General features: G+C 47.5%; 16 protein-coding genes. 6 read left to right on the top strand and 10 right to left on the bottom strand.

Annotated features, from left to right (window positions below):
• Nucleotides 1-5: 5 nt before the first annotated feature.
• The 3 genes from ilvD (at nt 6) to B9N89_RS09045 (ending at nt 3586) form a co-directional block, all read left to right on the top strand.
• Nucleotides 6-1685, top strand: coding sequence for a dihydroxy-acid dehydratase (gene ilvD, locus B9N89_RS09055; RefSeq protein WP_132317183.1), 1680 nt, complete (start codon nt 6-8; stop codon nt 1683-1685).
• Nucleotides 1678-3225, top strand: coding sequence for a threonine ammonia-lyase, biosynthetic (ilvA, locus tag B9N89_RS09050; RefSeq protein ID WP_132317185.1), 1548 nt, complete (start codon nt 1678-1680; stop codon nt 3223-3225). The genes ilvD and ilvA overlap by 8 nt, the downstream gene beginning before the upstream one ends.
• A 64-nt stretch (nt 3226-3289) precedes the next feature.
• Nucleotides 3290-3586: a Dabb family protein gene (locus tag B9N89_RS09045; protein ID WP_132317187.1), complete on the top strand. Its 297-nt coding sequence runs from the start codon at nt 3290-3292 to the stop codon at nt 3584-3586.
• On the opposite strand, the gene B9N89_RS09040 is transcribed toward B9N89_RS09045, so the two are convergent.
• Nucleotides 3583-4302 (bottom strand): peptidylprolyl isomerase, encoded by a 720-nt coding sequence (locus tag B9N89_RS09040; RefSeq protein ID WP_132317189.1) that lies wholly within the window; start codon nt 4300-4302, stop codon nt 3583-3585. The genes B9N89_RS09045 and B9N89_RS09040 overlap by 4 nt on opposite strands.
• Nucleotides 4303-4550: 248 nt before the next feature.
• Between B9N89_RS09040 and B9N89_RS09035 the strand changes: the two genes are divergently transcribed.
• Nucleotides 4551-5507 (top strand): peptide-N-glycosidase F-related protein, encoded by a 957-nt coding sequence (locus B9N89_RS09035; protein WP_132317191.1) that lies wholly within the window; start codon nt 4551-4553, stop codon nt 5505-5507.
• Between the two features lie 99 nt (nt 5508-5606).
• On the opposite strand, the gene B9N89_RS09030 is transcribed toward B9N89_RS09035, so the two are convergent.
• A complete protein-coding gene (locus B9N89_RS09030; protein ID WP_132317193.1) occupies nt 5607-6368 on the bottom strand; it encodes a HesA/MoeB/ThiF family protein in 762 nt (253 codons plus the stop codon).
• Between the two features lie 10 nt (nt 6369-6378).
• Nucleotides 6379-7251, bottom strand: a complete 873-nt coding sequence (locus B9N89_RS09025) for a hypothetical protein (protein WP_132317195.1) — start codon at nt 7249-7251, stop codon at nt 6379-6381.
• Nucleotides 7252-7723: 472 nt separating this feature from the next.
• On the opposite strand from B9N89_RS09025, the gene B9N89_RS09020 reads away from it, so the two are divergent.
• Nucleotides 7724-9067 (top strand): sensor histidine kinase, encoded by a 1344-nt coding sequence (locus B9N89_RS09020; protein ID WP_132317197.1) that lies wholly within the window; start codon nt 7724-7726, stop codon nt 9065-9067.
• A gap of 21 nt (nt 9068-9088) precedes the next feature.
• Here B9N89_RS09020 and B9N89_RS09015 read toward each other — a convergent pair whose 3' ends face one another.
• The 5 genes from B9N89_RS09015 to eno form a co-directional block, all read right to left on the bottom strand.
• Nucleotides 9089-10294, bottom strand: coding sequence for an O-antigen ligase family protein (locus B9N89_RS09015; protein WP_132317199.1), 1206 nt, complete (start codon nt 10292-10294; stop codon nt 9089-9091).
• A gap of 119 nt (nt 10295-10413) precedes the next feature.
• Entirely contained in the window at nt 10414-10977 is a 564-nt protein-coding gene (locus B9N89_RS09010) for a chemotaxis protein CheW (RefSeq protein WP_132317201.1), read from the bottom strand.
• 17 nt (nt 10978-10994) lie between these two features.
• Complete coding sequence (locus B9N89_RS09005; RefSeq protein ID WP_132317203.1) at nt 10995-13646, bottom strand: chemotaxis protein CheA; 2652 nt, start codon at nt 13644-13646, stop codon at nt 10995-10997.
• A gap of 8 nt (nt 13647-13654) precedes the next feature.
• Complete coding sequence (locus tag B9N89_RS09000) at nt 13655-14155, bottom strand: hypothetical protein (protein WP_132317205.1); 501 nt, start codon at nt 14153-14155, stop codon at nt 13655-13657.
• A gap of 239 nt (nt 14156-14394) precedes the next feature.
• On the bottom strand, nt 14395-15651 hold the full coding sequence (eno, locus tag B9N89_RS08995) for a phosphopyruvate hydratase (RefSeq protein WP_132317207.1): 1257 nt from the start codon (nt 15649-15651) through the stop codon (nt 14395-14397).
• Nucleotides 15652-15830: 179 nt separating this feature from the next.
• Between eno and B9N89_RS08990 the strand changes: the two genes are divergently transcribed.
• Entirely contained in the window at nt 15831-17330 is a 1500-nt protein-coding gene (locus tag B9N89_RS08990; RefSeq protein ID WP_132317209.1) for a leucyl aminopeptidase family protein, read from the top strand.
• A gap of 33 nt (nt 17331-17363) precedes the next feature.
• Here the strand turns inward: B9N89_RS08990 and B9N89_RS08985 are convergent, their stop codons facing one another.
• Complete coding sequence (locus B9N89_RS08985; RefSeq protein ID WP_132317211.1) at nt 17364-18452, bottom strand: A/G-specific adenine glycosylase; 1089 nt, start codon at nt 18450-18452, stop codon at nt 17364-17366.
• Nucleotides 18449-18949 carry a hypothetical protein gene (locus B9N89_RS08980; protein WP_132317213.1) on the bottom strand — a complete coding sequence of 167 codons (501 nt, stop codon included), beginning with the start codon at nt 18947-18949 and terminating at the stop codon, nt 18449-18451. The genes B9N89_RS08985 and B9N89_RS08980 overlap by 4 nt, the downstream gene beginning before the upstream one ends.
• Between the last annotated feature and the right edge of the window lie 65 nt (nt 18950-19014).

Genomic DNA, 19014 nt, shown 5'->3' with positions numbered 1-19014 from the left:
CGACGATGAATGACATGAACCGCTATTCAAAGAGAATCACGCAGCCCAAAAGCCAGGGAGCTTCGCAAGCGATGCTTTACGCTACTGGTCTCGGTGAAAATGACATGAACAAGGCGCAGGTTGGAGTGGTTTCGAATTGGCTTGCGGGCAACCCCTGTAACATGCACCTCCATGATTTCGGCTTGAAAGCGAAGCAAAGCCTCGAAGATGCGGGGCTACTTGGAATGAGCTTCAACACCGTGGGGGTGAGCGATGGGATTTCGATGGGGACGGATGGTATGAATTACTCTCTCCAGTCTCGTGAGGTTATTGCAGACTCCATTGAAACAGTGGTTGCTGGCCAATGGTATGATGGCTTGGTGGCCATACCTGGTTGCGATAAGAATATGCCAGCAGCCCTGATTGCAATGGCCAGACTAAATAGGCCTGGAATGATCGTTTATGGAGGAACCATTGCTCCGGGATGCAGTCGGGACAATAAAGACCTTGATATCGTCAGTGCCTTTCAATCCTACGGGCAGTTTATTAGTGGTGAAATTGATGATGACCAGAGGCAAGATATTGTAAAACGTGCTTGTCCGGGCCCGGGAGCCTGTGGGGGAATGTATACAGCCAATACCATGGCTTGCGCTATCGAAGCTCTGGGGATGTGTGTTCCAGCTTCATCTTCCAATCCGGCTACCAGCAATGCTAAGAAGCAAGAGCTGGCAGGTGTAGGGGATGTCATGAGGAGGCTCCTTGAACAGGATATCAAGCCTCGCGATATCATGACCAGCACTGCTCTTCGCAATGCCATCGTCACCATCATGGCGTTAGGTGGCTCCACCAATGCTGTGCTACACCTCTTGGCTGTGGCTCATGCTTTGGATCTGCCACTCAGTTTGAAAGATTTTCAAGCCATCTCTGACGAAGTTCCTCTCGTTGCTGATTTGAAACCATCCGGCAAATATGTGATGGCTGACCTTCATCAAGTGGGCGGGACACCAGGTGTGATGAAGCGCCTGCTGAGCCATGGATTGATCGATGGCTCCTGCCTTACGGTTACAGGTAAAACCCACGAAGAAAACCTTGCAGAACAAGAAAGCCTAAGCCCTGGTCAGAAGGTTATTGTCGACATGAATCAACCTTTGGCTCCCAAGGCACATATCAAAATCCTCCGTGGCAATCTTGCTCCTGAAGGCGCGGTAGCCAAGATCACTGGCAAAGAGGGCCTGAGGTTTGAGGGCAAGGCAATCGTGTTTGACTGTGAAGAAGATATGCTCACTGCTTTAGAACAAGGTGAAATCCGCAAAGGGCATGCCGTTGTTATTCGCTACGAAGGGCCTCGTGGTGGGCCCGGCATGCCTGAGATGCTAACCCCAACGTCAGCTATTGTGGGCGCAGGGCTGCACCGGGATGTCGCCCTCATTACAGATGGGCGCTTCTCTGGAGGGTCGCACGGCTTTATCATCGGACATGTGTGTCCAGAGGCTCAAGATGGTGGTCCGATTGCTCTAATTGAAACTGGAGATCCTGTGACGATTGATGCGGAGTCCCTAGAGATTCATGTGGATCTCACTGACAAACAATGGCTAGAGCGCCGCAATCGTTGGCAGGAGCCGTCTCTCAAAGTTCGTAGAGGAACCCTTTGGAAGTATACTCGTTTGGTATCGCCAGCAAGCCAAGGGTGTGTTACTGATGCCTAAGCCTAGCCCACTTTATGATGAGCTTTTTAAGGAAGTGCTAAAAGCACCGATTTACGACCTCGTCAAGCACACTCCCTTGGAGTATGCCCGTTTAAGTTCCCAGGACGTCGGCCATGAGCTTTACTTTAAAAGGGAAGACTTGCAAGACATCTTCTCGTTTAAGATCCGGGGCGCTTACAACAAGATCAAGCAGCTGAACCCCGAAGAGAAGGCAGCAGGGGTGATCTGTGTCTCCGCAGGCAATCATGGCCAAGGAGTTGCCTTAGCGGGACGATCACTTGGAGTGCCGGTCACAGTGGTGATGCCAGTGACAACACCCGAGATCAAAATTCAAGGGGTGCGGAGCTTTGGAGCGAGTATCGCGCTCCATGGCGATAGCTATAGCGACGCCGAAAGCCATTGTTGGCAGCTTCAAAAGCAGTTGGGAGCTACCTTCATTCATCCTTTCGATGATCCGTTGGTAATCGCTGGCCAAGGAACTACGGCTAAGGAAATTTACAGCGATCTTCCTGATCTTGACGATGTGTTTGTGCCTGTAGGTGGTGGTGGGCTCCTGGCAGGGATGGCTTTATATCTTAAAGCCCTTCGCCCAGATATTCGGATCATTGGCGTGGAGCCTCAAGAAAGCGATGCCATGCATCAATCTCTACGCCATGGGTCTGTGATCAGTCTCGGTGAAACAGGCACCTTTGCTGATGGTGTTGCGGTGAAGCGGGTGGGGCAGTTAACCTTTGATATCATCCGTCATCTGGTAGACGATTGGGTCTTGGTTTCTACAGATGAAATTTGTTCTGCGATCGAGTATGTATACCTGGATACCAGGACCATCTTAGAGCCAGCCGGAGCACTCAGCCTGGCAGGGGCTAGACGATATCTAAGGCAGATATCGAACTCAGATTCTAAACGCAAGGTTGTTTGTATCAATTCAGGTGCGAATATGAATTTTCAGCGAATGCAGTACGTTGCTGAACGCATCCTTACAGGAGATGGTCGCGAGAGCCTTTATGGGATTCAGCTTAAAGAAAAGGCTGGGTCGCTGCGAAAGTTTTGCCATCAAGTACTGGGGCAGCAAAGCATTACTGAATTTAACTATCGGTTCAGCGGTGGGCAAAAGGCTTACATTTTCGTTGGAATTGCAAATCAGAGCACTGTTGAAAGGCGGAAGCTTGCGAGGTCTTTAGACGAAGAGGGCTACTCTTGGACCGATCTCACCGATAACGACCTCGCTAAGGATCATATCCGGCATATGGTGGGTGGTGTACAAAGTCTTCCCAGCGAGCAGCTGGTCAGCTTCCAGTTTCCAGAGCGGCCTGGAGCCCTGATGGAGTTTTTGGATCAAATGGGGCGGGAGTGGAATATTTCCTTGTTTCACTATCGTAGCCAAGGGTCTGACTATGGGCGAGTGCTCATGGGTTTGCAAGTCCCGCCTGCTGAGGAAGGTAACTTCCGTAGCTTCTTAGAGAGTATTCAATACCCCTATCAGCTAGAATCAGAAAATGCTGTGATAGGAATGTTCCTAAACTCAGGAGCCGCTGTTTAGGATTGCCTTGATCCCCTAGCTAGGCTAGGTTTCAAAGGTTGGGTAGAATTGCAATGGAAAGACCATGATAGAACATATTGTACTGGTTAAAGTTAAGCCGGAGTTTGAGGGTCGTATCGACGAGATCTGCTCAGCTTTAAACGACTTAAAAAATAAGATCGACGTCATTGTTGACATCAGTGCGGGACGGAACGTCTCGGCAAGGCACCAGGGATTTCAAATGGGTCTGCGGTCGTTATTTAAGACCCATGAAGACTTGGCTGTGTACCAAGACCACCCGGCACATGTAGAGGTCCTAACTCAGTTGATTGGCCCAGCCAAGGACGATGTGATTGCCCTTGACTTTGAGCGAACTAACTAGGACTTGTCGCTAGTTTTCAGGTGCTCTGCAAGGCTCTTTTTATTGTGGTCGCTGGCGATCTGATAGTCCTTTGGCAAGGTAACTTTGCTGAGAACGAAGGTATCACAATCTTTTATCGCGACTGCCTTGCTTGGAGTCCCTGAGCGACTGCCTACAGCTTCCACTGCCTTGACCACTTCCATACTATCGAGGGCGTTTTTATTCTTCTTCTTAGCTTCTGAAAGCTTTGGATTCGAGATCACCTTTCCAAAGACAACATGTTTTCCATCAAGCCATTGAGTTTTCGCTGTGGTGATAAAAAACTGCGATCCGTTGGTATTACGGCCAGCATTGGCCATACTTAGTAAGCCAGGGCCAGTGTGTTTGATATCGAAGTTTTCATCTTTAAACTTTGCCCCGTAGATGCTCTCTCCACCCGTGCCATTACTGTTAGTGAAGTCGCCGCCTTGAAGCATGAAGTTAGGGATGATGCGATGAAATATCGTGCCTTTAAATGGCTTGGTTTTACCATTTAACTTAACATCGCTGTCGCACATGGCGGCGAAGTTCAGTGCCGTTGCTGGAACCGTCTTGCCAAACAGGCCAAGATAGATGTCGCCAGTCTCCTTACCGCCGATCTCTATGGATAGTTTGACATGGTGTGTGATGTCCTCTTTTGCAAAGGCGCTTGTGGTAAGCAACCCAGCAAGGAGCGATGCAGATAACTTTAGTTTCATGTTGATATAACCTCTGCGAAAAAATGAGTTCTTTCGGCATCATGGTAGCAAGAGACTTGAAACTCCGCACTAGAAGAATTCCCCTACTAACCATAACCATTAATAATATGATTTTCTCTCATAGTGGGCGGAATCTCACAGCGTGCCAATGGGAATTTCTTCCCATTGTCCTCCCGCGAGATTCTTTGCTAATGAATGCTTCAAATGCAAAAGGTTCACATCTAAATTTCTAAAAAAGGATATGTTGCATGAAGCTAACATCATGTTTATCGGCACTGGCGCTGTGGGGGTTCGCAGCTCTTGCCCAGGGCCAAGAGGTTTCCATCTTCACTGCGGAACACGTCTATTTCGGCAACGGCCAGAACAAGAGAGAGGTGACTCAAGATGTCAAGCTCCCATCAGGCTCCGAAAGCTATGAACAGGTCATCCTGAGTGTTCGCACGTATTGCCCTAATGATCGCTGTGACTGGTGGGATCGCAAAGGTGCATTGTATGTAGAAACTGACGAGGGGCAGACAGTTGAGTTGATGCGCTTTATGACTCCTTATCGAGTTGGAGCGCGATGGAACTTAGATGTGACTGATCTGCAACCTTTGCTTAAAGGCCCTAAGCGTTTTCGCGTTTTCATCGATACCTGGGTTGGGCCAGGCCATCCACAAGGTGATGGTTGGCTTGTAGATGCAACTTTGAAATACACTAAAGGCGTTCCCAAAGATCGGCCTCTAGCAGTCCTACCACTAGTCTCTGCCAAGTCTATTGAGTACGGTAACCCCTCGGTTGAAACTCTAGCTGGCAGAGTCGTTGAATTCTCAGAAGAGTTTTCTAAAGCTAAGATTTGGACTTATGTTACGGGTCATGGGCAGGGTAACACTGATAACTGTGCTGAGTTTTGTCAGCGTCGCCATACTCTAAGCCTTGGAAACTGGAGCACAAGCCGGGTGATTTGGCGAGACAATTGTCGCGATACAGTTACCGAAGGACCACAGATGGGAACTTGGATCTATGATCGTGCAGGCTGGTGTCCTGGGGATAAGGTGAACCCATGGGTGGAGACTTTGCCTGGATCGGCCTTAGGTTTAGGACAAGAAACTAGCTTCCAGTGGCAGCCAGAAGCTTACACGAATCATAGGCGTGATGATTATGACAACAATGGTCATACCATGCCCTACTACCAGATCTCTGCGTTCATGGTGCTCTTCGAATAAGCTATCTCAGAGAAGTTCTTTGGCCAGTTCATAAGAACCAGAAACGAGCCATTCGTTTCTGGTTCTATGCTTCGGGCGACATCTTGCTAAGATGCTGGTCTACGCCGCTGAAATCGTCTTATTACCGTAAGGATCCAGATAGTAGAACTCAGGGAAGTAGCGAATATCATCGCCCTTCACGAGTTTTACCAAGTTTGCCACTGTCATAGCAGAAACCATATAAGTGCTGATCCCTAGCTGAGGATCGCAGCCATGGTGAAAGTACTCCGATTGGTAACGTCCGAGAGCCTGATAGAGGTAAGACTCAACACTTTGGGTTGCAGCCAGATACTGTAGAATCGATGCTTTTAGGTCTATATGGTCTTCAAACTGGAAAAGATCTCGCCAAGTGGGGCAGGTCTGGCTGAAAATGCAAAGAGATGCTCCAAACCCTAGATTCATAGGAAACAATTCGATCTTGTGATGCTCCCGACAAAGTTGTGAACACAGGAGAAAGTCCGGCGAATCAAAGTCAATCGTATTGATGATGTAATCTGCTTGAGGGATGAATTCTCGTAGCTCAGTGGCTCCCATATACTTGGGAATGACAGTTAGATTGAGGTTCGGATTGATGGCTAGCAGTCGCGCTTCGAGGCTGTGAACCTTGGGGGCGCCGACGTCTTCCAGTCGGTAGTTCTGCCGATTTAAATTTGAATGACTGACGTCATCGCCATCCGCGATGATCAAGTGCTGAAAGCCAGTACGAACTGCGAGTTCTGAGATGAAACTACCAATCCCTGACCCAACAATGAGCAAGCGTTTGTCGCTGAGCTTGCGCTGAGTTTCTTGGTCGATAAATAGCCAATTTCTTGAAAAGTCCATCGTCCACCTCCTAGCTAGCTTTTTTCAACGTTGCAGATGAAAGGTTAGGAGCTGCCTGTATTGGCGTTGGCTCCACCTCAGGTGTTTGGAAAGCAAGGGAGGCGCGGTATGCAGCAAGCCCACATTTAATCTTTAGGGCTGTCCAACGATTCACCACTCCTACTTGAACCATGTCTTCTTCTTTCTCATAGTCGAGCCAAGTGAAGCAGAAGTTGATGAATTTAAAGTCCGAGGAACGGGAGATCTTGCGAAGGTCTGTAGTGAAACCCATGGTTTGTGATTTCGAGCGAATCACAAAACGTTTATAGTCGATCATAAGATCATCAGGATTCAAAAACCTCTTTTGCATGTAGTCTTCATAGAGAGTCCTACAGGCTTCCCGATAGCCACGGTATGGCTTGACAAGTTTTGCTGTCGGGCAGGGCCATGGGCGGGTGACCGTTTTGGAAAAGGCTTCAATGATCGACGGTGTGCTGCTTATATTAGTGGTAAAATATCGCTTCAAAGTTTTTTGAAGGAAGATTGCTGTGTGAGCTGAGGCCAAGGCTATGAGGTTTGCACCCTTGTTTCGATTGATCATGACCAAGCCGGAGTGTACTACCATTTGGCGACCATTATTCAAGATGGGAGTGATGAGAAATCCGCTGAGGTGACCTTCAACTTTGATAATGCAGACAACGCAGCTCTCATAAATTTCTCGGATGGTAGGAACGTTGCGAGTGTCCGGTAACAGGCCATGAGATAGTGGAGATTTCGCGTGATCATTGACCTCTTTTAACTCTGTAAACAAATCAAGCATGGCCTGATCGTCAAGCTTTTGACCAGGGTTGTAATAGTAGTAAAAATCGTTAACACCGTAGCTTTTCTTAAATGTAGCAGACATGTAGACCTCACCCAAAAAGTGTGAATAATTTCTTCTAGTGAATGTCTGCCGCAATAACTCTCATCTTTTCGTCTTCGAGTCTTCAAAATTCAGGACTTTCATTTTTTTCAGGAATTAAAATCGGTTGAGACATCGAATTTAGTTGATGCCTTTAAGGTTTAAGATTTTGGAAGTGTATTGTTCCTTTTGCGAAAGAGCAAAACATACTATTTATATATTTGTAAGTGTGTTTTGAGGTATTGGTAATGCTAAGCTGTTATGTAAAGAATAATCGCTCAATAGGTGAATCATATCCTTTCTTCCTTGTCATGGAAGTTGGCAGGCTTATCGGTATTTGCCTGTTGAAATGATTAGTATTTTCCTAATGTCCCCTATTTCGCTACCGATAAAGGAGTATGTATAAGTCTAAAATTCAGAGGTTCTAGGAACTGAAGTCATTAGCTTTCTGAATTTATGAGCCATCGAAGGTAGCATGAATTTACTTAGGATTTGGTACTCCAACATTAAGATCAAAGACCTTAATGAAGAGACAAAGCTAAACTTCATTATCGTTCTCAGCTACATCTATATATTGATGGCCGTACCCTACTTTATTACCAACAGCCAAATGAATCTGTCACAGGTGCCCTCCATTGTTCAGCTGCTAAGCGGCCTAGGAACCTTGGTTTCTATTCGGCTATTTGGCTCCTACCGAACAACCGCGCATATGTTTATGGCTGCGTCGCTTTTCACTGTATCTATCGTGGTTTTCGTCTACCATCACTTTCCCTACACGGTCTTGTTTTGGGGGCCTGTGTTGGCAGTGGTATCCGTTTACATTGTCGGACTAAGGTGGGGTGGCTTTTGGAGTGTTGTGATAGTCTTGACACTTATCCCGATCCTTCTGGGAGATCCAACTTCGTTCACTGTAGGGAAGGAGCTAATCGAAGGAACGAATTTTAGGATTGTGGCAGGGGTTACTTTGGCGATGACTATGGCTAGTGCATACATGGCATCGTATCTGTTTCAAAGAACCATATCACGCCTGTCGGATCGTTTAGCCCACTCTAATGCTGTTCTCAAGGAACAACATCAGATGCTTGAACAAAGCATGAAGGAAAAGCAAACTCTGGTATCGATCGTTTGCCATGATATCGCCAGTCCTCTGATGATTATTGCTCATCGGGCTGGATATGCTAAACCAGAGAATGTGGAGGAAACTCGTGATTCTCTAGCTAGAATTCGGAAGGCAAGCGATCTCATAGCTTCGATCATAGATAACGTTCGAACCTTTGAGGCGGTTCAAGCTGGCAAAATGGAGCTGGCCTTACAACCCATCAGTCTCATCAATATTTTCCAGAATGCTGAGTTTGTATTTAAGGAGCGTCTGGCTGAGAAAAACCTTAAATTAAAATATGAGTACGAAAACCCTGAAGACCTTTATGTCATCGCTGAAGAAAGCTCCTTGAGCAATAGTGTTTTTAATAACCTGATTTCAAATGCGATTAAGTTCTCTGAACCGGGAGCTGACATCGTAGTCTCTGCCAAGCGTGTAAAAAATAGTGTGGTATTAGAGGTGCGAGACTTTGGTATCGGCATGCCAGAAAATATTGCAGCCAACCTATTCAAGTCCAACGTTAAAACAACCCGAAAAGGAACCAGCGGCGAATCGGGGACCGGTTTTGGAATGCCCATCACAAGAGCCATGATGGAAAAATACGGTGGAAAAATTGAAGTCCAATCCAAGGACAAGCAGTCACATCCCGATGATCATGGGACGAAGTTTATCCTCTCGTTTCATGGGGAAGAGGATGAAAAGAAGCAGGGCAAACCCTAGCTTCGGTGAGTTAACAAGCGACTAAGCTTTAGCAGCCTTTCGTTGTTCTTCATCAAATTCTTCACGCAGGACGAAGGCGATGAATATCAGGGAGCAAGTGAAAATGTGTCTAACTTCAGAGTCATAGTAAGCATTTTGCACCAATGCACCTGCCCCAAACACCACCAGCATCTGTAAGAAGGGGCTTGCCAGGCTTGAAGGAAGGCGCTTGCCAAGCTGCCATAGGAAGAATAGCCAAAGGGTGAAGATTGCAAGGCCAATCAAGCCACCATCAGCCCAAATCTGAAGGTACTGGTTGTGAGCCTCATATTGCTTTTTAAAGTCACCCAAACCCAGGGTTTCATAGTAGGGCTGGCGGTAGGAATGACGAAGGTGCATGCCGTGACCTAGCACTGGTCTTTCTTTAACCATCTCCCAATGAGCATGCCAAAAGGCGAGGCGATCGTCAGGGTAGTCGCTGAAGCGATCAGGGTTTTCTGAGGCTATAAGGTGAGTGAAGCGCCTTGAAACCGGATTGTCAGTTGCAAAGGTCGCTACAGCGCCTAAAATGAAGGCTAGCACCACAGCCATTCGTGCCTTGCCTCGTAAGCGAGTCAGAAGGTTCCATAGAAGTGCTCCGTAGGCCAGTGCCTGGCAGGCACGGGAGCCACTGTAGAAAAGAATCAAAGCTATGGATATGACAGCTAACCAAGCAGGAGTCCAACGGGGGTTATGGAATAGCTTGGCAAGGGCCCAGGGCCAAAGAAGTAGCGCGGCATAGGCCAGTGTCAAGGGGTGAGAAAAGAAGCCGAAGGGCCTGAAATCAACTCCACCTCTTGGATTTTGTAAGGACCATCCCCATAGGTGCTGACTAAAAACTACGACAGCCCAAAAGATGACGACTCCCACTGCCCATTGAAAGACCAATGGTTTCCGTACCAATAAAGGCATAGGTCGATAGGCAGCGAGTACGGGTAAGAGTGCCAAGGGTAAAAACCCGAAAAGGTACTGACCCACATGCTGGCTCGGATTTTTACTATTGACGATGGTTGCGATCATGGTCCAAAGGCATAAGGCAAGGGGGAGTACCACCACCATTAGGTCGCGCCAGGTCCACGGTGCTTGGGCGGTTTTAGGGTTCATTGCCAAAAGAATTAAAACTAGGATTGAAACGGCATTTTGTGCTGCAACTCCAAATGGCAAGCTTAAGACTAAGAGAATAGCTACAAGATTATGGCGTGTCTTCATGAACTTTCCGCACCTACAAGGTTGACGCTAGGAAAGCCCCCAATATTCAAGATTTTCCAGGCTTCGGCAAGTGCCAAGTGTGAAGGTTGTGAAGATCGTCTCTAATGGCATACTTATACTTACGATGCAGCGTCCGCCGCGTCGCCCGCGCTCGGCACATACCCGGTGTCAGATATGATCTTGGCGATGTCCAGGATACCGTTCACTTTCTCACCCCGCTTAGAGATCCCAGAAATCAATTCGGTGCCAGGGCCTTTACCTGGTAAGGTTTGGTTTTGAACATCATCAGGCTTAAGTGAAATCACATATGTGATGCCATCAACGATCAGGCCGATCATGATCTCTTCAAAGTGGGCGATAATTATCCTGGAGTGACTTGTGGGGGGAGCTGTTTTAAGGCCCATCATACTTCTTAAATTGATAGCAGGCAGAATGGTTCCCCGCAGGTTGATCACCCCTTCAATAAATCGAGGAGCGCCTGGTACGAAGGTCAGTTGGTTGACCATAATGATCTCGTTCATAACTTCAATCGGAAGCAGAAACTCTTCCTCACCGATATGGAGTCCGATAAACTGCTTGACGTCGGCGTAGTCTTGGGTTTCTTTTCCGCCGTCAAGATCACCGCGAATCGCGAACATACTATTGGATTCGCTACCATAGCTTGAGCCGTAAAAATCATCCATGTTTCTACCCTCCTTTTTTAGGCCGCATTCATTCTGGTGCGACCTTTGGTAGCCTCTTCGAGTTCTGGAATATCGAGAACTAACACCACTTCTCCATGACCCAGAACAGCTCCTCCTGCGACACAAGGGATATTCTTCATTAGGTTACCCATAGATTTAATCACCATCTCTTGCTGATTCAAGAGTTGATCCACCACGATACCAGTCGGACGATCGGCATGGCCAACGACAACGACAAACAGACGATCTTGCTTGGCCTTGGAGCGAATGCGGCCCTTTCGATCCTTAAGAAGCTCGGCATAGCTACCCTTCTTCGTTCTGAGATCAAGGGCATCAGAGAGGTGAACCAATGGCAAAACTCGATCCCTTAGTTTGTATACTTCCGTATCACCGACCCTTTGAATTTCACCTGGCGAGATCCGAATCGATTCGATGACAGAGCTGAGTGGAATGGCGAATGTCTCATCGTGGGCTCGCACAAGAAGACTCTGAACTATGGCGAGGGTCAACGGCAAGCGGATGGTTGTTGTGGTGCCACGGCCAACTTCGGAATCAATCTCGATCATGCCTTTGAGCTTCATAATATTCTTTTTCACCACATCCATTCCCACCCCTCGGCCGGAGATGTTGGTTACCTGCTCAGCGGTGGAAAATCCAGGCTCGAATATAAGGTTGAATATGTCGCGATTTTCTAGCTGCTCATCCTCGCTAATCAAGCCTTTTTCGATACCTTTGCGTCGAATAATATCGGGAGGGATTCCTTTGCCGTCATCTTCGATCTTGATCACGATATGGTTACCCTCTTGATGGGCTGAAAGCAATATTTTACCAACGGGAGATTTCCCCGATTTTTCCCGAGTTTCAGGGTCTTCGATACCATGGTCACAGGAGTTTCGAATCAGATGGATCAAAGGGTCGCCAATCTGCTCAACCAGGGTTTTATCAAGTTCCGCGGTTTCACCACTGATAAATAGCTCGATCTTCTTGTCCAGTGATCGGGATAGGTCGCGAACGATCCTAGTAAATTTGTTGAAGGCATTACCGATGGGAACCATCCTCACCTTCATTATGATGTCTTGAATCTCGTTCATGTGACGGCCGAATAACTGTACGGTTTCTGAGAAGCTGCCCCCTAATTCGACCTGTGGGTAATTGGTTCGAAGCTCTTCTTCGATGCTAGCAAACCGGGTGCGGTCGATTACCAACTCACCTACTAAGTTGACGAGCACATCGAGACGTTCCAGATCAACTCGGATGGTGGACTGCTCTTTTTTCTTATGATCTTTACTTGCACCAGGCTTTGCACCGCCACCTGCTCCGTCTTTTGCTTCTAGGGAAGAGTCTTCCTCCTTATCCGCGCTTGCACCTCCACGCTTGATATTAGATTTCTCTCCTTTAGCTACCTGTTCAAGGGCATGAACGATGTGTCCCGTTTTAACACCGCAAGGCTCACCGTCTTTTACAGCTTGAAGCAAGACTCTCATCAAGTCTAAGCCTTCGAAAACGACATCGATGGTGTCACCCGTGGGGCTGAGCTTGCCTTTGCGAACCAGGTCGAAGAGGTTTTCCATGCGGTGCATCACCCGCTCCAGGGCCTTAAAGCCAAACATTCCGGCGGCCCCTTTCAGGGTGTGAGCACCTCGGAAGATCTCTTCAATAATCTCTTTATTCGTAGGATCTTGCTCCAATTGGATGATCACTTCATCCAGCTTTTCCATGATCTCATCACTGTTGGTGTTGAAATCGTTTACCATATCGGGGTCTGTTTGAAAGTCATTGCGCTCCCACTCATCAATTTCTTCGAACTCACCCGCTGGTTCATTGGCCTCTTCTGGTGCTGATGCGGTTTCAGATTTAACCTCTGGAGCATCATCGTCTTGGCCTCCGAGCTTAGCAAGAAGGGCTTCCGCTTCCTCGTCAGCGGATAGCTCGCTATCATCTTCCATCTGAGCTAAGAGCTTTTGGGCATCATCATCAGACATATCTTGAGAGGCGGGAGCCTCCATTTCCGCTAGGAGTCTTTGGGCTTCGTCATCGGACAGATCTTGACTTGCCTTGGTCTCTGCGGGGCTTTCCATCTCCGCTAGGAGTCGCTGGGCCTCGTCGTCCGATAGATCACCATTAGACGAGTTTTCAGTAGGAGGCTCTTCCATTTCGGCTAAGAGTCTCTGGGCTTCGTCATCGGTGAGTTCGTCGCTTTCACTATCGATGATTTCACCTTGGTCAAAGCTTTTGCTTTCCCCTTGCGCGGCGTCGGCAGCAGCCATCATAGCCATGGCTTCCTCATCACTGAGGGCCTCATCGGCTGGGCCTTCCTGTTCCCGATCAATAATATCTTCAGAATCGTTGCCAGCGATCTCAGCATAGGTTTGCACTCCAGCAGGAGCATCATTGTCACTCATGGCTTTTAGTAGATCTTTGGCTTCGTCGTCACTAAGGTTCTCATCCAAGTCGAAGTCGTCGTCTCCGGGCTGGCGACACCACTCTTTGAGGATATCAAGTAGCTCATGGCACTCGTTGGTAAGGTAGATCGTGTCTTTGTCTGGTTGCGGAGAGTTGTCGCCAGACTGATGAATAGCTGCCAACCGTTCCTGTAGTTGAGGGAGTATTTTCTTAACCATCGATTCGATGGTTGCAACAACCAAGGCGTCCATGCTGGTTTTTTCCATAGTTTACCTCAAATGACCCGGGACAATGTTGCTACAAACTGAAAGTAACTTTCTTCAAGTGCATCAAACTCAAGGGCTCGGTTGCATCCATCACACTGAAACTGGGGTGCGATGGATTTGAGCAGATGATCACGCCATTCACTAGTTTTGATCAATTTATTGACTTCTTTTCCGCACTCACAATAGTAAGGCGCATAAAAGGTATCGACAGTGCCGCTACCGAGAGACTCTGGAACCATGTTGATCTGATCAATCATGGCCACTGAGCACTCTCGGAACGTGGGGGTTCCCATCTTACAAAGGTCGGATATAAAGTGAATCCACTCTCGAATTCCAACAGAGTTGAAGTTTTCAACCCTGCCAAGAACCAGCGAAATTTTCGGACGGGCTATACGTGGAACATCGTTCTGACGAAAGTTTTCATCGACATCGCCATCAAAACTATAGACTACTTCTTGATCAGATTCTTCAATGTTGATCGTGAGATTCGAAAATGAGATCGTCTTCATCGTCTTTTCAACCTAGTTTTTGAATGTACTGCTTTCGTTATCGGACCAGTATTCCATGACTTAAGTAGCTCGTTGGAAACTTCTTTCAGCTATAGAAATTACTTAATTTGGTAATCTGCCGACATTCATTAGAATAGATAGAAAGATTAGAGAGCTATCTTCGGGTAGTGAGAAGATTTGCGAGGGTTCACTGGTAAGTGGAGCTTGCAGGCAGGAATACCCTGCCTGCGGATTTTGGCTTAGCCAAAAACAGCTGATGAGCCAAGCTCTTCTTCGATGCGTAGAAGTTGATTGTACTTACAGATGCGGTCTGTTCGGGACGCTGAACCAGTCTTAATTTGACCGCAGCCAGTCGCCACTGCAAGGTCAGCAATAAACGTGTCTTCAGTTTCACCAGAACGGTGAGAGATCACACTGTTGTAACCATGACGGGTAGCCATCGCGATAGTATCCATGGTTTCAGTCACTGTTCCAATTTGGTTGAGCTTAATCAACACTGCATTGGCTGCGTTCTGCTCGATGCCCTGAGATAGACGATTAACGTTGGTTACGAAAAGGTCGTCACCAACGATCTGAACGTGATCGCCAACCTCATCCGTAAGCATTTTGAAGCCTTCCCAATCATTTTCATCAAGGCCGTCTTCAATTGAAATGATGGGATACTCTTTGGTCAGTTCCGCTAGAAACTTCACCATTTCATCGCGATCCAAAGACTTGCTTTCACCTGCAAGAACGTATTTGCCATCCTTGTAGAATTCGGATGCTGCCACGTCTAGTGCAATGGCGATGTCTTCACCAAGCTTGTAACCAGCACGGGTTACGGCTTCAGATATGATATCCAGAGCTGCTTTGTTAGACTCAAGGTTTGGTGCAAAACCACCCTCATCGCCAACAGCAGTGTTGAGACCTTTTTCCTTGAGAACTTTTTTCAAATTGTGAAAAACTTCCGCACCATACCGGAGACTCTCGCGAAAGGTTGGTGCTCCGAATGGGACGATCATGAACTCTTGAAAATCAACGTTGTTGTCGGCGTGAGCACCACCATTGATGATGTTCATCATCGGTACCGGAAGCTTACTTACGTGGCTACCGCCAAGGTATCGGTAGAGCGGTAGGCCGACTGACTCGGCCGCAGCGCGAGCACAGGCAAGAGATACTCCAAGAATTGCGTTGGCACCGAGGCTTGATTTGTTATCTGTCCCGTCCAGTTCGATGAGCAATTGATCGATTTCCGTTTGGTTGACAATATCCATGCCAAGTAATTTTGGCGCTATTTTGTCTTTAACATTGCCAACAGCCTTCAAGACGCCTTTGCCGAGATATCGCTCGCTATCGCCATCCCTTAACTCGCAAGCTTCGTGCTCACCGGTGGAAGCGCCAGATGGCACCGCTGCACGGCCAAAATAACCTGATTCGGTCATAACTTCGACTTCTACGGTAGGGTTTCCTCTTGAGTCTAGGATTTCCCGAGCATTGACATATGTGATGACGCTCATGATTGGCTCCTTTTTGCCTATAGTTCCATTCTAGTCGGGGCTATTCTGCGGTTTTCTAGGGTGAAACGCAAGGCTTTGGTGATTGTATTTGTAGCTAAGTGTGCTAATGTCCATCCTCTATGTCATTTAATGATTAAAGGGTCGTCGAATCCTAGCAATAAACAGACGAGGATATTTCTATGGAGAATTTGATTGGGTCGCTCGATCAGTGTTTGCCACCGGCATATGATTGGTTGAGCAAGTTGGTGGTCGAGGCGGCCGATGGGCTGGCGAAAGACGCTTGGAACGTGATTCCTGTTGCCAAGGAAAAGGATAAACTTTCATTGCTAGCGAAAGATGCCAGCAGTATCGAAAGCAAAGTTCAGGAGCAGATCAAAGCCTTAGCTTGGCAAGTAAGCGACAAGCCACAGCGTGTTGTGATTGATGGCATCCCCTTGCTGCTTGTCGCCAAACCCAAGATCAAAACAAATCCATTGCAAGTGTCTCGTCAACTCGGTTTTGATGTTGCCGCAAGTTTGGTAAAAGCCGAGAACAAGAATATTGTTGTCGGTGCGATGGATGGGGATCTCACTGTCGAAGATATTTTCGAAGGAATCTGTCTTGGCTTCGATGATCGTGCTGCATTTAAAAGCAAGCGAAACAGCTTATTTCCAACCAGTATGAAGGTGGTTAAAGCATCGCTCACTGCCGCTAAAGATCGGGTTGAAGTTGCTAGATCTCTTGTTTTCGCTAAGTGGCTTCAGGATGCGCCGGCCAATTTTCTGAACTCCGAACAGTTCGCTGACATTGCAGTGAAACACTTTGGTGATAAAGCGAAAGTCACAGTTCTAGGCCGCAAAGAGATGGCTGAAAAAGGAATGGGTTCTTTCTTATCCGTAGCGAAAGGTTCCATCAAAGATCCCAAGCTAGTGACCATTGAAATTGCGGGTAAGGATTCATCAAAGAGTGTTGCATTAGTTGGTAAAGGGGTTACTTTCGATACCGGCGGAATCAACTTGAAACCCTCCCCTGGCCTAGAAGATATGAAGTACGATATGTCGGGTGCGGCCGCAGTTTATGGTGCTGCTCACTACCTTTGTGAAGTTCAGCCCCCCGTGAATGTCGTGTGTGCAATTGGTGCGGTGGAAAATATGCCTTCCGGTGACGCCACAAGACCTGGTGATATTGTCAAGTCTCTGAGCGGTAAGACGATTGAAATTCTTAATACCGATGCCGAAGGTCGCTTGGTTCTGGCTGATGTCTTGACCCATGTGATCGATTCCCATAAGCCAAATCTTGTAATCGATATCGCAACACTTACCGGTGCAGTGCTTTTCGGCCTTGGTCACGCGGGTGCAGCCTACATGACTCCAGAAGACAAGACATCGGACCTGTTGAATCACGTGGGTAAAACTTTTGGTGAAGCACTGTGGCGTTTGCCTCTTTGGCCAGAGCTTGAGGGCGAAGTTCAGTCAGAGCTTGCAGATATTAAGAATCTGCCTAAACCCAATGTCAAGGCAGGTACAATCATGGGTGGTTGGTTCCTTCATGAATTCGTCAAAGATGCTAACTGTCAGTGGGCCCATGTTGACATCGCTGGGACCGCGTGGAACTGTAGCGCAACGGGGTATCACAAGGCCGGTGGCAGTGCCTATGGCGTGAGAACCCTGGTCGGAGCCTGCATGAGCTTCGAAGCCTAATGAGCCAAAGGGGAACAGCGGTTCCCCTTCCTATCAGAGATGTCTTAAATAGGCTTTCCAAGCCTTGCGATCAAGATTACTCACCAGGTTTTCTTCAACGTCTTCAGGTTCAAACCATCGATAGTTTGCAGTATTTTTTTGAGCCCAGGGAAAGATCTGAGCTTGGATCTTGTGCTTGGTGATGGAGTGGCGAATGGTTCCTAAGGATTCGCACGGAGCACGAGGTAGGGTGAAGGGTAACTTGCCGTCCCAAGCGACCTTAGACTGATCTTCAATTGCCGTAGGAAAGCCCCAAGTTCCTTTTAGAAACTTTGAATTCTCCGGTCGCTGAATCAAACCGATTTTTTGGCTCTTGCTCGGAATATAGAGTCTTAATCCCACTGATTCATAGACGATCTTCTGCTTGCTTTGGGGGGCTAGAGTTTGACTGCTGTTGTTTTTCGCGAGGCACACTTTGGCGACAGGGCACTGGCTACAATTCGGGTTTTGCTTGGTGCAAATTGTTTGACCCAGTTCCATTACAGCTTGATTATAATCGCCTGGGTGAGATACAGAGATCAAGCTTTGTCCCAGTTCAAAGAATTTCCGTTTTAGACGTGGTAAATTTGGTATCAGCCGAATGTCAAACAGACGACAGAAAACTCGCTCAACGTTGCCATCAACCACAGGTACAGCATCGTTGAAGCAGATGCTTGCTATAGCAGCTGCGGTATAGTCGCCAACTCCGGGCAACGCTTTCCAGGCCTTAAAGTTCGTTGGCCAAACATCTTCAGGGTGATCATTCAAATGTTGGGCGGCCTGATGTAGCATACGGAATCGTCTGTAATAGCCTAAGCCTCGCGATGCCAAGCGAACTTGGTCTTCGCTGGCATCCGCGAGATGCTTATAGCTAGGAAATGCCTTCAGAAAGCGATCGTATGCTGGGATGACTGCTTTGATCACAGTTTGCTGTAGCATGATCTCGCTAACCCATACCACATAGGGGTCTTGGGTTTGCATCCATACAAGACGCCAAGGTAAAGGCCTCTTGTTTTTTTGATACCAGGATAATAGAGGATCGCGGAATTGCGGTTCAGTAAAGTGAAGAGGAAGGTCCGCGATGTTTTCAATGTGATCGATCATTTAGTCTTTTTAGCAACTTTCTTTTTGGTGGTTTTTTTCACGGTGCTAGTTTTTTTAGCGGCTTTTTTCTTAGCTGTTTTTTTGGCCTTCTTTTTAGCCGCAGCTTTAGCCTTAGTTTTGCTACCGCTGGTAGCGGTTTTGCTAGTGGACCTTTTGGTGCTCTGCTTCTTACTCTTTTTAGCGGCTTTTTTCTTAATGTGAAGCTTCGCAGCAGCTCGCTTTGTTGTGGTTTTTACCTTATCTTCAATGTCGTTTAGGTCGACCCCGTACTTACCAGCATTGGCTTTGAGTTCTTGATAGAACTTGTCGAGTGCTGGTTCAAACTTCTTGATCTGTTTTTCAATCAGCTTGGCGACTTCTTCTTTGCGCTGATGAACATTGGTTTCCGCCTTTGTTGCAGATTTTCGAATCTTCTCAAGTAGGACTTCACCCTCTTTTTCGAAAGTCTCTTGGAGCTTGGTCAAGTCTTTTTGCAGTTTCAGTATCAGTTCGTTCATCACGCATTCCTTTAGTCGACAGATGGATTGAGAAGAGAGGGTTGGAAAAGCTCTTTTTGTGAGGG

Origin of the sequence: Pseudobacteriovorax antillogorgiicola (genome assembly GCF_900177345.1) — a bacterium.
Classification (GTDB): domain Bacteria; phylum Bdellovibrionota_B; class Oligoflexia; order Oligoflexales; family Oligoflexaceae; genus Pseudobacteriovorax; species Pseudobacteriovorax antillogorgiicola.
This window is presented reverse-complemented; position numbering and strand designations above follow the sequence as displayed.

Bases quoted from the DNA above. Each gene is read 5' to 3' on its own strand.
- B9N89_RS09025 (WP_132317195.1), bottom strand. From the start codon at position 7,251: ATGTCTGCTACATTTAAGAAAAGCTACGGTGTTAACGATTTTTACTAC.
- B9N89_RS09010 (WP_132317201.1), bottom strand. From the start codon at position 10,977: ATGGATGATTTTTACGGCTCAAGCTATGGTAGCGAATCCAATAGTATG.
- ilvD (WP_132317183.1), top strand. From the start codon at position 6: ATGAATGACATGAACCGCTATTCAAAGAGAATCACGCAGCCCAAAAGC.
- B9N89_RS09005 (WP_132317203.1), bottom strand. From the start codon at position 13,646: ATGGAAAAAACCAGCATGGACGCCTTGGTTGTTGCAACCATCGAATCG.
- B9N89_RS09035 (WP_132317191.1), top strand. From the start codon at position 4,551: ATGAAGCTAACATCATGTTTATCGGCACTGGCGCTGTGGGGGTTCGCA.
- B9N89_RS08990 (WP_132317209.1), top strand. From the start codon at position 15,831: ATGGAGAATTTGATTGGGTCGCTCGATCAGTGTTTGCCACCGGCATAT.
- eno (WP_132317207.1), bottom strand. From the start codon at position 15,651: ATGAGCGTCATCACATATGTCAATGCTCGGGAAATCCTAGACTCAAGA.
- B9N89_RS09030 (WP_132317193.1), bottom strand. From the start codon at position 6,368: ATGGACTTTTCAAGAAATTGGCTATTTATCGACCAAGAAACTCAGCGC.
- B9N89_RS09040 (WP_132317189.1), bottom strand. From the start codon at position 4,302: ATGAAACTAAAGTTATCTGCATCGCTCCTTGCTGGGTTGCTTACCACA.
- B9N89_RS09045 (WP_132317187.1), top strand. From the start codon at position 3,290: ATGATAGAACATATTGTACTGGTTAAAGTTAAGCCGGAGTTTGAGGGT.
- ilvA (WP_132317185.1), top strand. From the start codon at position 1,678: ATGCCTAAGCCTAGCCCACTTTATGATGAGCTTTTTAAGGAAGTGCTA.
- B9N89_RS09015 (WP_132317199.1), bottom strand. From the start codon at position 10,294: ATGAAGACACGCCATAATCTTGTAGCTATTCTCTTAGTCTTAAGCTTG.
- B9N89_RS09000 (WP_132317205.1), bottom strand. From the start codon at position 14,155: ATGAAGACGATCTCATTTTCGAATCTCACGATCAACATTGAAGAATCT.
- B9N89_RS08980 (WP_132317213.1), bottom strand. From the start codon at position 18,949: ATGAACGAACTGATACTGAAACTGCAAAAAGACTTGACCAAGCTCCAA.
- B9N89_RS08985 (WP_132317211.1), bottom strand. From the start codon at position 18,452: ATGATCGATCACATTGAAAACATCGCGGACCTTCCTCTTCACTTTACT.
- B9N89_RS09020 (WP_132317197.1), top strand. From the start codon at position 7,724: ATGAATTTACTTAGGATTTGGTACTCCAACATTAAGATCAAAGACCTT.